The following is a 14,873-nucleotide window of genomic DNA, read 5'->3' as shown; positions in this document are numbered from 1 at the left end:
GGTTGGGTTAGCGAAGCGTAACCCAACAGGAACGTTCCGTTCGTCAGTCCAGCGCCCGAACGGTTATCACATGATCCACACCGCGGATCGCGTTCAGAACTGCCTCGGACGGCTCCTGCTCCACATCGATGATGTTGTAGGCCACTTCGCCGCGGCTTTTGTTCATCATGTCGATTACGTTCACATCGTTATCGGCGAGGACACCCAGCACGTGGCCCAGTACGCCGGAAACGTTTTCGTTGGCCAGGGTGATCCGATAGCCACCGGAACGCGCCATGTTGACCATGGGGAAGTTCACGGAGTTCAGGATGTTGCCGTTCTCCAGAAAATCCATCAGCTGGTTGGCGGCCATCACGGCGCAGTTTTCTTCCGCTTCCGCGGTGCTGGCGCCGATATGCGGCATGGCGATCACGTCCTTGCGTCCAATCAGGCAAGGCTCGGGGAAGTCGCACACATAGCGCGCCAGGTCTCCGCTCTCCAGGCTCCCTACAATCGCTTCCGCGTCGACGATGGCATCCCGGGCGAAGTTGAGAAGCACGGAGCCCTTCTTCACGGATTTGAGGGTCTCCGCGTTGATCAGGTTCCGGGTCGCTTCCAGGGCGGGCACGTGCAGGGTCACGTAATCGGCGTGGGACAACAGCGATTGCAGGTTTTCCTTGCGGATCACCTGGGAGGGCAGCCGCCAGGCCGCCTCCACTGACAGCGCCGGGTCGTAGCCCGCCACATCCATACCCAGGGCCAGGCCCATTTCGGCGACCATCGACCCGATGGCACCAAGGCCGACCACACCGAGCTTTTTGCCGTACAGCTCGTTGCCGGCAAAACGTTTTTTCTCCGCTTCCAGCAGCTTGCTCATTTCGCCCGCGTCGGTCATGTCACCGAGACCGGCGACGAAGTCGAGGCCCTCGAGAATCCCGCGTGAACTCAATAGCAGCCCCGCCAGCACCAGCTCCTTCACCGCGTTGGCATTTGCGCCGGGGGTATTGAAGACAACGATGCCCTTTTTGGTGTATTCCTCAACCGGGATGTTATTCACCCCCGCCCCAGCGCGGGCCACTGCTTTTACCGTTGCCGGCACTTCTTCCCCGTGCAGCTTGTGACTGCGCAGCATGTAGCCATCCGGGTGGCCGAGCTCACTGGCGACTTCGTACTTCTCGCGGCTGAAACGATCCAGCCCCTTGGTTGAAATTGCGTTGTAGGTCTTGATCTTGTACATAGCTGCCGTTCCCAAAAATTAAGAATTTTTTACCGATTCGTACGCCCAGGTCAGCCAGGGGCACAGCTTGCGCAGGTCTTCCGCCTCCACGGTTGCCCCGCACCAGATGCGCAGCCCGGGAGGGGCATCGCGGTAAGCGCCAATGTCGTACGCCACGCCTTCCTGATCCAGGAGCGAGGCCATCTTCTTGATCTGCTCGGGACTTGCGTCCACCTTCAGGCAAACGCTGGTATTGGACAGGGTCGCCGGATCTTCAGCGAGAAAGTCGACCCACTGATTCTGGGCAACGAAGTCCTTGAGTACAGCCAGGTTCTCTTCGGACTTCCTGATGCTGCCCGCGAGGCCGCCAAGGCTCTTCACCCAGGCCAGCGCATCGAGGTAGTCCACAACACAGAGCATGGAGGGCGTGTTGATGGTGGAGCCAACGAAAACATCTTCCATCAGCTTGCCGCCTTTGGTGAGGCGGAAAATCTTGGGCAAGGGCCATGCTGGGGTGTAGCTTTCAAGGCGCTCGACGGCGCGCGGGCTCAGGATGAGCATGCCGTGGGCGCCTTCACCACCCATCACCTTCTGCCAGGAGAAGGTCACCACGTCCAGTTTTTCCCAGGGCATGTCCATGGCGAAAACCGCCGAGGTGGCGTCGCAGATCGTCAGTCCCGCGCGGTCTGACTTGATCCAGTCCCCATTGGGAACCTTGACTCCCGAGGTGGTGCCATTCCAGGTAAAAACCACGTCGCGATCGAAATTCACAGCGTTCAGATCCGGCAATTTGCCGTAGTCCGCCTCCATCACCCGCGCGTCCAGTTTCAATTGTTTGGTGATGTCGGTGACCCAGCCCTTGCCGAATGACTCCCAGGCCAGCACGTCCACACCACGCTCCCCGAGAAGGGACCAGAGCGCCATCTCGACGGCACCGGTGTCGGAAGCCGGTACCACCCCGACCTTGTAGCCTTCGGGCAAGCCCAGGACTTCAGCGGTTTCCTCGCACACCTGACGCAGGAGCTTTTTCCCCAGGGAGGAGCGATGGGAGCGCCCCAGGCTGCTGGTATCCAGTTTGCTGAGGTCGTAGCCCGGACGCTTGGCGCAGGGGCCGGAGGAAAAATTGGGACAATTGGGCTTAACCGATGGTTGCATAGCTATCCTCAAAGGCTGAGTGACGGGTTGCGAAAGGCAGTTCAAACCCCAGGGAAGGCGCAGCTCGCGCGCGCCGTCAGAAGAGTGGCATTGGCAGCCAGCCGATTGCAGGGCTATTCGACCGCGCCGGTGGGACGAGTCGTTTGAGTTTCGGCAACTTTTGGTCACCTGGAACCAGGATGAGCCCGGATCGTGAAATATCTGCTCGCTTTCCCACCTTGCTCACTGCGGACACCCGGTCCGAAGGGGCTGCTGGGGCGCGCTATTATGCCAGCAAATTCGCCGCGAACCCAGCGAGCCCGGGAAATTTGTCAAGGTCGACGGTCACGCTCCAGCTGAGCAAATGACGCTGCTGGCGCAAAGTCGTATGATGGCCCGCTCCGATCTTTCACATCCACGGGTAGTCAATTGGCCCATTCTCAACCCTTGCCCGGCAACAACGGCGGCAATGATGGCGGCATCGATGACGGCGGCGGCCCTGTCCGCCAGTTCCTGGGCGTATTCCGCTACAGCCGCCGAGCCCTGGAGCTGGTCTGGAGCACGTCCCGCGGGCTGACGATCGGGCTGGCCGTATTCACCGTGGCGGCCGGCGCCCTTCCGGCTCTGGCCGCCTACCTGGGGCAACTCATTGTGGATGGGGTGGTCCAGGCCATCGCCGTTTACCAGGACACGCAACAGGTCGAAGCCGCCGGGGTAATGCGGTTCGTGGTGTACGAGGCTCTGGTCATCACTTTGCTGGCCGCAAGCCAGCGCGGGATTTCCGTCATACAGTCGCTGCTGCGGGCTCAACTGGGGCAGCGGGTCAACGTGATGATTCTGGAAAAGGCCCTGCAACTGCAGATGGCCCACTTCGAGGATTCGGAGTTCTACGACAAGCTCACCCGGGCCCGGCGCGAGGCCTCGTCACGGCCCCTCAGTCTCGTGAACCGTACCTTCGGGCTGATTCAAAACGGCATTTCCCTGTTCAGCTACGGGGTTCTGCTGGTTCAGTTCTCCCCCTGGGTCCTGCTGATCCTGGTGGTCGGCGCCCTTCCGGTATTTCTGGCGGAAACCAAATTCTCCGGCGACGCCTTCCGCCTGTTCCGCTGGCGCTCTCCCGAGCGTCGCATGCAGATCTATCTCGAAACCGTTCTGGCCCGGGAAGACAGCGCCAAAGAGGTGAAGCTGTTCCAGCTTGGTCCCCTCCTGCTGCAGCGTTACCGGGACATCTTCGCCCAGCTCTACAGCGCCGACCGGGATCTGACCCTGCGCCGGGATATCTGGGGTTTTGTTCTGGGGCTTCTGGGTACGGCGGCTTTTTATGCGGCCTATGGGTGGATCGTTCTGGCCACGATCTCCACCCGGATCACGCTCGGCCAGATGACCATGTATCTGGCGGTCTTCAAGCAGGCGCAGACAGCGGTCAGCGCCAGCCTCACTGCCATCAGCGGCATGTACGAGGACAATCTCTACCTCTCCAACCTCTACGAGTACCTGGAACAGGAAACGCCGCCCGATCTGGGAACGGCGACCAGGGGCCCCCTCCCCCAGGACGGAATCCGCTTCGAGGGCGTCTGGTTCATGTACCCCGGCGCGGACGAACCGGCACTGAAAAACATCAACCTGCATCTGCGCCCCGGCAGCAGCCTGGCTCTGGTGGGAGAAAACGGTTCCGGCAAGACCACACTCATCAAATTGCTGGCCCGGCTCTATGAGCCGAGCCGGGGCCGGGTTCTGCTGGACGGACTGGATCTGCGCGAGTGGGATGCCGAAGCTCTGCGCCGCCGTATCGGTGTCATATTTCAGGATTTCATGCGCTATCAGATGCTGCTGGGCGAAAACGTGGGGGCCGGCGACGTGGAACATTTCACCGACGAGGACCGATGGCGGCGTGCAGCGAGCAAGGGTATGGCCGACGGGTTTATCGAAACGCTGCCGGCCAATTACAACACGCAACTGGGACGCTGGTTCAAGGGTGGCCGGGAACTGTCGGGCGGGCAGTGGCAGAAGATCGCCCTTTCACGTGCCTTCATGCGTGAAAGCGCCGACATTCTCGTTCTGGATGAACCCACAGCAGCCATGGACGCTCAGGCGGAAGCTGACATTTTCGAACACTTTCGCCAGCACGCGTCCGACAAGATCAGCATCCTTATCTCCCACCGATTCTCCACGGTACGCATGGCCGACACCATTGTGGTGATGGAGAAAGGAGAAATCATCGAACAGGGCAGCCACGATCAACTGTTACGCCTGGCCGGGCGCTATGCCCATCTGTTTAATTTGCAGGCCATGGGGTATCGCTGAGCGGGCCAGTGACCGAAGTGAAGCGACGGAACTGAACGGGATGCCTGTCAGGTGACCAGTTCAAAGCAGGGCTGGTAGTCCTCTTCCTTCAACTTCATTCGGCCCTGCTGGACGAATTCTTTCAGCAGGCAATCCAGCTCTCCCATGATCCGGTGCTCACCGCGAAGCTGGTAGGGCCCCCGTTCCCGGACTTGCTGAATCCCAAAGGCCTTCACGTTGCCAGCCACAATGCCCGAGAACGCACGGCGCAGTTGCGCGGCCAATACGTGCGTGGGCAGGCTGGAATCCAGTTGCAGGGCCGCCATGTTCTCGTGGGTGGGATGGAAGGGGTACTGCATCTCCTCCGGCACGAAACAGTTCCAGTTGAACGCATAGGACTCCTGGGTTTGGCGCCGGTGGCGAACGACTCTTTCGATGCTCGCCCTGGCAAGCCGTGCAACCCGTTCAGGATCTCCGATGACGATCTGGTAGTAGTCTGCAGCACGTTCGCCAAGAGTGCTGCGAATGAACTGGTCGAGGGTCTGGAAGTATTCTTCGCGCCCTTCCGGAGCAGCAAAGATGACCGGCAGCGGAATGTCCTGATTGTCCGGATGCATCAGAATGCCGAGCAGGTACAGGACCTCCTCCGCCGTGCCCGCGCCACCGGGAAAAACAATGATGCAGTGGGCGAGTCGCACGAACGCTTCCAGACGCTTTTCGATGTCCGGCAGGATAACCAGCTCGTTCACAGTTGGATTGGGCGATTCTGACGCGATAATCCCCGGTTCCGTGAGGCCCACGTACCGACCGTCGCGAATCTGCTGCTTGGAATGGCCGATGAGCGCGCCCTTCATCGGCCCCTTCATGGCACCGATGCCACAGCCAGTCGCCACGTCCAGGGCGCGCAGCCCCAATTGATAACCTACTTCTTTTGAGTAGTCGTATTCCAGGCGATCAATGGAGTGGCCGCCCCAGCACACAACAAGATTGGGAGACCGATTGGCCTGGACCACACCGGCGTTGCGCAGAATACGAAAGACCGCATCCGTGAGACCGCCGCTGGTAGAGAAGTCGAAGCGCCCTCCCCGGTTGATCTTGTGCTCGGTGTACACAATGTCGCGCAAGGCGGCGAACAGGTGCTCCTGGATTCCGCGGATCATTCGGCCGTCGACAAAAGCGCTCGCCGGGGCATTGTAGACTTCGAGCTTGATGCCTCGGGACTCAGAAACCACACGGACTTCGAAGTCCGCATACTCTTCGAGGATCTGGGCCACCTCGTCGCTTTCGCTGCCCGTATTGAGAACCGCCAGCGCACAGTCGCGGAAGATTCGAAACACGGATTCGTCCGTTTCCATCACTCCCGCCACCTCTCGGTGCGACAGCAGATTCAGACTGCGGGTGGGACGAACGGTGGCTTTGGTGATCTTCTTCATAAATTCACGGAATCAGGAGCGGACGCAAAAAGATTTGCGCCACGTAATAAGGCAGGGAACGGCGGCGCACGAAAGAGATGACAGGAGCGAACCCAAATTGCCGACCTCAATACAGCAGCGTATAGACCTTGCGCTGATACTCCACCGCCAAGGGATCGCCCTTGCCGAGGCTGGCGATCATATCCATCATGGATTTCTTTGCGGCGCCGTCCTGAAAATTCAGGTTCTTTTGCAAAATGGCGTAGAGTAGTTCCAGGGCCTCCCTGTGGTGGCCGTCCTGATTGTAAAGCACAGCCAACTGATACGCCGCGTCCAGATTCTCGGGCTCCGCCTGGAGCTTTTTCTCCAGCGCTTCCAGTTCCGGACTTTTTGCAGCCTGACGCTTGAGCTCGAGTTGGGCTTTCACCTGCTCGTAGGCTGCATCCTGGTCGACCATGGGGATCTTCCCGATGATGGCCTCGGCCTCATTGGTGCGATTCAGCTCCAGATAGACCTGGGCGAGCAGGATGCCGATGTCGCTGCGCTCACCGGACTGCTGATGGGCCTGGCGCAGCACTCCCAACGCTTCGGTGTGATTCCCCTCGGCAAGCAGTGCGCGGCCCTGCTCCAGCATGGAGTCCCAGGGCTTGGGCAGGTGTTTTTCGAGGAATTCGCGCACGGCGGTTTCAGGTTGAGCGCCCATGAAGCCGTCGACGGGCTGTCCATCCTTCATGAGGACCACTGTAGGCAGGCTGCGCACGCCGAACTGGGAGGCGATCATCTGCTGCTCATCCGCATTCACACGCGCCAGAAGAAATTGACCGGCATACTCCTGGGCCAGTTTTTCGAGCACGGGCATCAGTGACTTGCAGGGGCCACACCAGTCCGCCCAGAAGTCCACCAGCACGGGGCGCTGCTGAGACTCCTCGATGAGCATCTGCTGGGCATTACTCTGATCAATGTCGACGATGCTGTCACTCATCCTGCTGCTCCCTTCCTGTATTTCAGTGCGGACCGCGAGTATACCGCCGCGGACTGCCAGTGCCCAGACAAGCGGGAGACCGGCTGCTCCGAAGGGGAAGCCATGCGCCATAGTGGCGGTACTGATTAGCCGGTATACTGAGCTGAACCCTGTTTGGCCGCCCGTTCACAACCTCATGATTCGACCGACCACCATCCCGCTGAAGCTCACAACCGGCTGTCATCACGCCGCCTGTCGATTCGACATCCAGCGCTTTGACGAAGACCAGTGGCAGGGCCTGGGCATTGCCCTGCCCGCGCGTCTGGCCACGGCCGTCACCAAGCGCAAGGCGGAGTTTCTGGCGGGGCGCTACTGTGCTCATATTGCGCTGCAGGAAATGGGCTGGAGGGAGCCCCCGGAGATCGATATCGGCGCGGACAGGGCCCCTGCGTGGCCCCCCGGTGTAGTCGGATCCATCACCCACTCAAAGGGGTTTGCCGCCGCCGCGCTGGCGACGGAGGATACCCTGCGTGGAATCGGAATCGACAGCGAAGCCTTGATCGCGGAGAAGACAGCTCGCAATGTTTATTCGCACATTCTGGTTCCGTCGGAACGGTTCGAGGACAATCGGGCCCAGGTGGACAGCCAACGCCAGTATCTCACCCTGGTGTTCTCAGCGAAGGAAAGTATCTTTAAATGCCTGCACCCCCAGGTGAAACAGTACTTCGATTTCAGGGATGCGGAGGTGAGCCTTGACCCCGGGGCGCCGGGGCGTTTTTACTACCGTTTACTGAAGGATCTGAACGACGAATTCCGCAGGGGTTATTCTGGAGCGGGCGAGTTCGTGATTGAAGGCGATTTCGTGCACACGGCAGTACTTCTGGGTGGAGCGACTGCACCCTGAGCTCACAATCCGAACCAACCCCCCGGTAATGGACCATCCCCCAACTTTGAGGTAAACATGCCCGTATACCGAAAAGCCCTGTTCTGGGTCAGCGCTGCGTGGCTTTGTGCGGCCCTGGTTTCTCCCGCTTACAGCGGCGACACACTCAACACTGCCGAGCCCGGCGCGGCCATGGCCGCGAGCAAAAAAGCCATGCAGGCCGAGGAGTACATCAAGGCGGCCAACATTCTCGAACAGGCGGTCCTTGCCAGCCCGCAGGAGCCGGCACTCCATCGACAACTGGGAATCGCGTATCACAAGACGGGGCGCAACAGGCAGGCCATTGCACGGCTGGAAAAAACCGTGGAGCTGAGCCCCAACGACGTGGAAGCCCACTATGCCCTGGGCGTAGTCCATCTGGCGCGGGCATCGGAATTGAGCCTGATGAAGGTGCGTGGCGCTCTCAAACGTTCGATCAACTACCTGCAAGCGACCATCGAGTTGGACCGGCAACACACCGCCGCTCACTATTATCTTATTCAGGTTCTGATCAATGCGCCCGCGATTGTCGGCGGCGACCTCGACAAGGCCCGCAGCCTGAGCGCACATCTGGCCGAATTGTCGCCCATGCACTACCAGGTGGTTCGCAGTGCGCTGGCCGCCAGGGAGGGTCGTCACGACGAAGCCGAAGAGTTGCTGCTCGAAAGCTACGCGGATTACGAGCAAACGCCATTGCTGAACTTTTCCCTGCTCGCACACTATCACGCGCGCGACCAGCATTCCGATGCGATCGAGTATGGCGAACGTTACCTGCGTCTGCCGAAGAGTTGGGATGATACGGACATCGCCAGCGCCCACTACCTGCTGGCCCAGTCCTACCGGGCACTGGGCCAGCAGCAGAAAAGTCTGCAGCACTATGGCTTGACCCTGGCCAGCACCGAGAACAAGAAACTGCAAAAAAAAGTTCGGGAGGAAATTGGGGAACTGCAACCCGAGCCAGCGGACTCCTGATTGCTCTCGCCGGCGGGCCGGCTAGCGGCCCGCGTATATCGCCGCCTGCTCCCTGGCCATTCGTGCGTTCACATCACGCCACTTGTCGAGTCGCTTCTGGCTCGGCACATCCAGCGCTTGGTCCGGATTTCCCGCGAGCCACAAGTTCTCTTCATTGAAACTGTAGACAGCTTCCAGGTCGGGGCGCTCGTTGCGGGGAAGGACCTGCGGATTCAGGTTGTCCAGCACCAGCGGCTCGCCACCCTGTTCAGGTAAATAGGTCAGCACCATGTGGGCCTCCTTCTCCGCGCCCTGCCAGTGCCACACATAGGTGAGGCGCAGGCGCTCCGGATCGATGCCGATGTCCCGCAAGGTGAAGTACTTGGCGATTGCGAAATCCTCGCAGTCTCCACCTTCGGTGGTCAAGGTCTCCATGGGGGTCGCCCAGTAGTCTTCCTGCTCCCAGTGATCCTCATCGGCACGATACGCAATGGTGTTAACGAAATCGTTGGTGCGGACGACCTTTTCCAATTCGGACAGAGCTTGCGCTTGCTCCATTTGCCGGCGGAAGAAGAACCATTCATCGACCCGCTGGTGAACCTGGGAAGCGACACCGGACAGCTCAGGCTCAGGCGATGAACTCAGATGACTGCAGCCGGCCGACATGGAAATCAACGCGACGACGATACAACTGACGCGCGAGACCACGCCAAACGACTTCTGCATACCAACCTCTTACTCGTTATTGGCAGCAAGTATAGTCAAGCTCCGGATAAGTGCCGGGAGATTGGGGGGATTTTTTCGGCTGCGGTGTTTTTCCGGTACAATGCGCGGCGGCAGCGCAGGCGATGCTCAACAGCAGGAGAGGACTTTGACAGAGCAGCAGTTCACGCCCGGACAGCGATGGATCAGCAATACCGAGCCCGAGCTGGGGCTTGGAATTATTTCCGACAACGAAAATCGCCGGGTCACCATCAGTTTTCCCGCTGCGGCAGAGCGTCGCACCTATGCGCTCGATAATGCCCCGATCAGCCGGGTGCAGTATCAGGTCGGGGACGAAGTCAAACACGTGGACGGCAAACATTTCACCGTCACGGCTGTGGATGAGTCCGGCAATTGTCTGATGTATACGGGGGTCGACAGCGAGGGCGCGGAAGTGACCTTCGCCGAACTGGAGCTGGACAGTTTCGTACAGTTCAGCCGCCCGCAGGATCGGCTCTTTTCCGGCCAGGTGGACAAGCTCAGCCATTATCGGCTGCGGTATCAGACTCTGCGCCACCGGGAAGCACAGAATCACAGCGCAGTACGCGGCTTGCTCGGTGCACGGGTTCAGCTCCTCCCCCATCAGTTGCACATCGCCAATGAGGTGGCCCGGCGCCATGCGCCAAGAGTTCTGCTCGCCGACGAGGTGGGGCTGGGCAAGACCATCGAGGCGGGCCTGATCATCCATCAGCAGCTTTTTACCGGCAAGGCGCAGCGGGTTCTGATTGCGCCACCGGAAAGCCTCGTCCACCAGTGGCTGGTGGAAATGCTGCGCCGCTTCAACCTGCAGTTCACTGTGCTGGACGAGGAACGCTGCCAGGCTCTGGAGGCCAGCGCCGACAATCCCTTTGAAAGCACTCAGCTGGTGCTCTGCAGTATCGATTTTCTCACGGGCAGCGAGCAACGTCTCGAGCAGGCCCGCAGTGCCGGCTGGGATCTGCTGGTGGTGGATGAAGCCCACCACCTGGAATGGACCTTCGACGCGGAATCCCTGGCGGGTCAGCGTTACCGAAGCGTGGAGGCCCTCGCCCGGCACACCCGCGGCCTCCTGCTGCTGACGGCCACTCCCGAGCAACTGGGCGTGGAAAGTCATTTCGCCCGTCTGCGTCTGCTGGACCCGGACCGCTATTTCGACCTCGACAAATATCGCGAGGAGGAACAGGGTTATCAGCCGGCCAACGATCTGGTTCAGGCCCTCCTGGCAGACGACGCCGCACAGCGGCTGAGCCAGGATCCGGCGATTGGGAAGCGCCTGAGCACCTACCTGCCGGCGGACAAGACCGACCATCTGCTGCGGGCTGCCAAAGCGGGCGACCAGGCCGCGCTCGAAGCGGCCATTGCCGAGGCCACCCAGCACCTGCTGGATCATCACGGTACCGGGCGGGTGCTGTTCCGCAACACCCGGGCCGCTGTGCGCGGCTTTCCTGCCCGGCATTTGCAGGCCCACCCCCTTCCCGCCCCCGAAAACTTCGGCGAGCTCATTCGCGACCGTTCTCTGGACGAACAGCTGAAGGTAGAAAACTGCCTGGGCAGTAACTGGCTGAACGAAGATCCGCGGGTGGCCTGGCTGGTGGACTGGTTGAAGCAGAACCGGCGCGAGAAAGTGCTGCTCATTTGCAATCAGCAGGACACCACCATCGCCCTGGAAGAATTCCTGCGCTTGCGCAAGGGCGTGCCCTCCACCGCCTTTCACGAGGAGATGACTCTGCTGGAGCGGGACCGGGCCGCAGCCTACTTCGCCGACGACATCGACGGAGCGCAGCTAATGGTGTGCTCGGAGATTGGCAGCGAGGGACGAAATTTTCAGTTTGCCCGCAACCTGGTGCTGTTTGACCTGCCCCTCAACCCGGACCTGCTTGAACAGCGAATTGGCCGGCTCGCCCGCATCGGGCAGCAGAGCGATGTACAGATTCACGTGCCGCACTACACCACCGGAAACGGCAAGACTGTGCAGGAAAAACTTCTGGAGTGGTACCACCAGGGCCTCAACGCGATTGAAATGTCCTGCTCGGCCGCGCCCCAGGTGTTCCGTGAATTCCGGGAGCGGCTGCATGATGAGCTGATGCGCCAGGACGAAACCGCCTGGAGCAAACTGCTGAGCGAAACCCGACAACGCACCGGCGAGCTGATCGAAGCACTGGCGCAGGGTCGCGACCGCTTGCTGGAACTGAATTCCTGCAACCCGGCCAAAGCCGAAGCACTCATCAGCGCCATCACGGAGCAGGACCAGAGCCCCGTGATCGCCAACTACATGCGCGAAGTGTTCGAAGTCTATGGGGTGGACGAGGACCATCACAGTACCGGCGCCATTGTGCTCCACCCGACCGACCACATGCCTCAGCACCACTTCCCCGGTCTGCCCGATAGCGGCCTGACCGCCACCTACAACCGCGACATCGCTCTCAGCCGGGAGGACATGGAGTTTTTCACCTGGGAGCATCCCCTGGTGCGTGGCGCCATGGACATGATCCTCAGTAATGAGAACGGCAACACGGCGCTGGGCACCATCAAGCTGCCTCCGTTGAAGCCGGGCACCCTGCTGCTGGAAGCCATTTTTGCGGTTCACTGTCCGGCGCCGCGCGAGCTGCAACTGGAAAGTTATTTCCCCGACAACATCAGTCGCATTCTGATCGACAGCAAGGGCACCGATCTGAGTGGCGCAGTGGGATTCGAGCAACTGAACAAGCTGCACACCCCGGTGCCCAACCGCAAAACCGCCAGCGGCCTGATCCGGCACGCGAAGGCGGACATCACGCGCCTGATCGGCGTCTGCCAGGACAAGGCAGAGGTGCGTCGCGACCAGCTCATCGAAAGTGCGCTGACGACCATGTCCGGGCAACTCGGCGCCGAACTCGAACGACTGCGCACCCTCGCCAAGGTCAATCCCAACATCCGTCAGGAAGAGATCGAACACCTGGAGCAAACCATCGACGAGCGCGAGCACCATATCCGCCTCGCTCAGATCGGTCTTGATGCGGTGCGCGTGATCGTCTGCACCTGACAGGCTCCGGCAAGTCCCTTCCCCGAGCGGCCCAACGCCTTTACAAAACTTACGGCCTGGCGGTTGACTCACTTTTGCAAGCTCGCTTGAATGCCTGAGCACCAGAGGACCTGCGAGTCGCGTCCGCCCTGCCCCGGCAAGGTCATACCGATTGCCTGAAGACTCCATCGAATCGTCGCATGGGAGTTCGATGGCACAGGTTTGCGGGCGCTCTCAAGAAAGAATTTCAGATCAGGAGTCACTCAATGTTCAAACGCCGCTTTACTCTCGCCATTGCCAGCGCCTGTCTGGCCGGCAGCGCCCTGGCTCAGGACGCCGGCAAGGCTGCCTACGATCAATTTTGCGCGGCTTGCCACAACAACCCTTCGGAAACCAGAGCGCCCTCAATCGACAACCTGAAACAGATGAGCGCCCAGAGTCTGCGCTTCGCATTGACCGAAGGGGTGATGCGGGCCCAGGGCAGCGCCGTGCCGGCGGAGAAGCTTAACGAGCTGATTGACTGGCTCGCGGTCCCTGTGTCCGAAGACGACTGGGTGGCCGGCATGATGTGCGGCCCTGACAACCGTGAGGTAAACCTGAACTCCGAGCCGTCCCTCACCCAGTTTGGGGTTGATCTGGAAAGCAGCCGGTTCATGAGTGCCGGGCGAGCGGGGCTCTCGAGCCCTGACCTGAAGAACCTCGAGCTGGCCTGGGCAGTGGCCTTCCCCAATGTGAGCTCACTGCGCGGCATTGCGCCCATCGTGGGCACCACCATGTTCTACGGCGCCAACGCCACCGGCAAACTGCTGGCCCTGGACACCCAAAGCGCCTGCGTGAAGTGGGCGTACGACGCCGGTACGGAAATCAGCAACTCCGTGGCCTATGGCGAGTTGGGAGACAGCGGCAAAAAAGCCTTGATCTTTGCCGTGGGGCGCGGCCTGGTGCAGGCGGTGGACGCGAAGACCGGTAAAAAACTGTGGGAGAGCCAGGCCGGCCACTCACCCCGGGCGGGAATTACCGGCGCTCCGGTTCTCTACAAGGACCGGGTCATTGTTCCGCTGTCTGCCTCCGGGGTGGGCACCGGTGCGAACCCCAAGTTCGAGTGCTGTGATGAACATGGAGCGGTGGCGGCACTGGACGCGGAGACCGGTGAGAAGCTGTGGACCTACCACACCATGAAGAATGCCGAGTACACCGGCCGGGTGAGCAGCACCGGCGTGAAGCAGCGCGGCCCTTCCGGTGCCCCCATCTGGTCCACGCCCTCCATCGACGTGGAGCGTGGGCTGGTGTATGCCACCACGGGGCAGAACACCTCCCTGCCCGCGACCAAGACCAGCGATGCGGTATTGGCGATCGATATCCGCACCGGCAAACTCAAATGGGGTTTCCAGGCGCTGGAAAACGATGTCTGGCATATCGGTTGCCGAGTGCCCTGGGAGAAATCCAACCCCAACTGCCCCTCGCCGGAAGAGAGCGTCCTGAAGGATTATGACTTCGGCGGCGCTGCCATTATCGCCAAGACGAAGGACGGCAAGGACATCATCCTGGCCGGCCAGAAATCCGGTGATGTGTGGGCTCTCGACCCGGAAAAGGATGGCAAGCTCGTGTGGCACAACCGCTTCGGCCAGGGCACAGCCCTGGGCGGGGTACATTGGGGCATGGCCATGGACGGAGAGCGTTTGTACGTTCCCATCAGCGACCCCCACATCAACACCAGTGAAGAGGGATGGGTGCCGGAGCCGGGCATGAATGCCGTGGACATTACCACCGGCAAGGTGCTCTGGCGCACCCCGGTGGAAGCCGACTGCGACAATGGGCGCAAGGAACGCTACCAGCTCTGCGAAGGCCGTTACGGGCTCTCCGCGACGCCTCTGGCCATCGATCAGTCCGTGGTGGCAGGCTCGCTCGACGGCAAGCTCTACGTCTTTGATGGCAAAAGCGGCGAGATCGTCTGGGAGTACGACACCCTGCGCGACTTTGAAACCCTGAACGGCATCGAAGGCAAGGGCGGCAGCATCGACAGCCACTCCATTTTTGCCGGAAACGGCATGGTCTTTGTCAGCTCAGGTTATGGGCGCTTCGGTCAGCCGGCCGGGAACGTGCTTCTGGCCTTCCGGCCCAGGAAGTGAAGAAGACCCGCGATTTGAAAGGGCCTTCGCGGGCCCTTTTTTGTGTCGCGCATTCACCCATCGCACTTTGAAACAGTGTGGCCCGTCCCAATATTCAGGTCGGCCGGATCGAGGCCTTTTCGCAGCATCGGACCGACCGCAAGA

The 14,873-nt window shown here is 60.7% G+C and carries 10 protein-coding genes; 5 read left to right on the top strand and 5 right to left on the bottom strand.

Features of this window, described 5'->3' with window-relative positions; genetic code table 11:
- Positions 1-43: 43 nt before the first annotated feature.
- Together ACURWW_RS09535 and ACURWW_RS09530 are read right to left on the bottom strand one after the other, a co-directional pair.
- The gene (locus ACURWW_RS09535) at positions 44-1,216 is read right to left on the bottom strand and encodes a phosphoglycerate dehydrogenase (protein ID WP_445617028.1); all 1,173 of its coding nucleotides are present in this window, start codon (positions 1,214-1,216) and stop codon (positions 44-46) included.
- Positions 1,217-1,234: 18 nt separating this feature from the next.
- On the bottom strand, positions 1,235-2,350 hold the full coding sequence (locus tag ACURWW_RS09530) for a phosphoserine transaminase (RefSeq protein ID WP_445617027.1): 1,116 nt from the start codon (positions 2,348-2,350) through the stop codon (positions 1,235-1,237).
- Positions 2,351-2,758: 408 nt separating this feature from the next.
- On the opposite strand from ACURWW_RS09530, the gene ACURWW_RS09525 reads away from it, so the two are divergent.
- Positions 2,759-4,633 (top strand): ABC transporter ATP-binding protein, encoded by a 1,875-nt coding sequence (locus ACURWW_RS09525; protein ID WP_445617026.1) that lies wholly within the window; start codon positions 2,759-2,761, stop codon positions 4,631-4,633.
- A gap of 47 nt (positions 4,634-4,680) precedes the next feature.
- On the opposite strand, the gene ppnN is transcribed toward ACURWW_RS09525, so the two are convergent.
- Positions 4,681-6,045, bottom strand: a complete 1,365-nt coding sequence (gene ppnN / locus ACURWW_RS09520) for a nucleotide 5'-monophosphate nucleosidase PpnN (RefSeq protein WP_445617025.1) — start codon at positions 6,043-6,045, stop codon at positions 4,681-4,683.
- 106 nt (positions 6,046-6,151) lie between these two features.
- Positions 6,152-7,027, bottom strand: a complete 876-nt coding sequence (gene trxA / locus ACURWW_RS09515) for a thioredoxin (RefSeq protein WP_445617170.1) — start codon at positions 7,025-7,027, stop codon at positions 6,152-6,154.
- Between the two features lie 154 nt (positions 7,028-7,181).
- Here trxA and ACURWW_RS09510 point away from each other — a divergent pair, with 154 nt between their 5' ends.
- Together ACURWW_RS09510 and ACURWW_RS09505 are read left to right on the top strand one after the other, a co-directional pair.
- The gene (locus tag ACURWW_RS09510) at positions 7,182-7,889 is read left to right on the top strand and encodes a 4'-phosphopantetheinyl transferase family protein (protein WP_445617024.1); all 708 of its coding nucleotides are present in this window, start codon (positions 7,182-7,184) and stop codon (positions 7,887-7,889) included.
- Positions 7,890-7,946: 57 nt separating this feature from the next.
- Complete coding sequence (locus tag ACURWW_RS09505) at positions 7,947-8,879, top strand: tetratricopeptide repeat protein (RefSeq protein WP_445617023.1); 933 nt, start codon at positions 7,947-7,949, stop codon at positions 8,877-8,879.
- A 21-nt stretch (positions 8,880-8,900) separates the two neighbouring features.
- On the opposite strand, the gene ACURWW_RS09500 is transcribed toward ACURWW_RS09505, so the two are convergent.
- A complete protein-coding gene (locus ACURWW_RS09500; protein ID WP_445617022.1) occupies positions 8,901-9,584 on the bottom strand; it encodes a transglutaminase-like cysteine peptidase in 684 nt (227 codons plus the stop codon).
- A gap of 145 nt (positions 9,585-9,729) precedes the next feature.
- On the opposite strand from ACURWW_RS09500, the gene rapA reads away from it, so the two are divergent.
- Together rapA and ACURWW_RS09490 are read left to right on the top strand one after the other, a co-directional pair.
- Positions 9,730-12,621, top strand: a complete 2,892-nt coding sequence (rapA, locus tag ACURWW_RS09495; RefSeq protein WP_445617021.1) for an RNA polymerase-associated protein RapA — start codon at positions 9,730-9,732, stop codon at positions 12,619-12,621.
- A 245-nt stretch (positions 12,622-12,866) separates the two neighbouring features.
- Positions 12,867-14,729, top strand: a complete 1,863-nt coding sequence (locus tag ACURWW_RS09490; protein WP_445617020.1) for an outer membrane protein assembly factor BamB family protein — start codon at positions 12,867-12,869, stop codon at positions 14,727-14,729.
- Positions 14,730-14,873: the final 144 nt, after the last annotated feature.

Source organism: Gilvimarinus sp. F26214L, from assembly GCF_054401055.1.
This window is presented reverse-complemented; position numbering and strand designations above follow the sequence as displayed.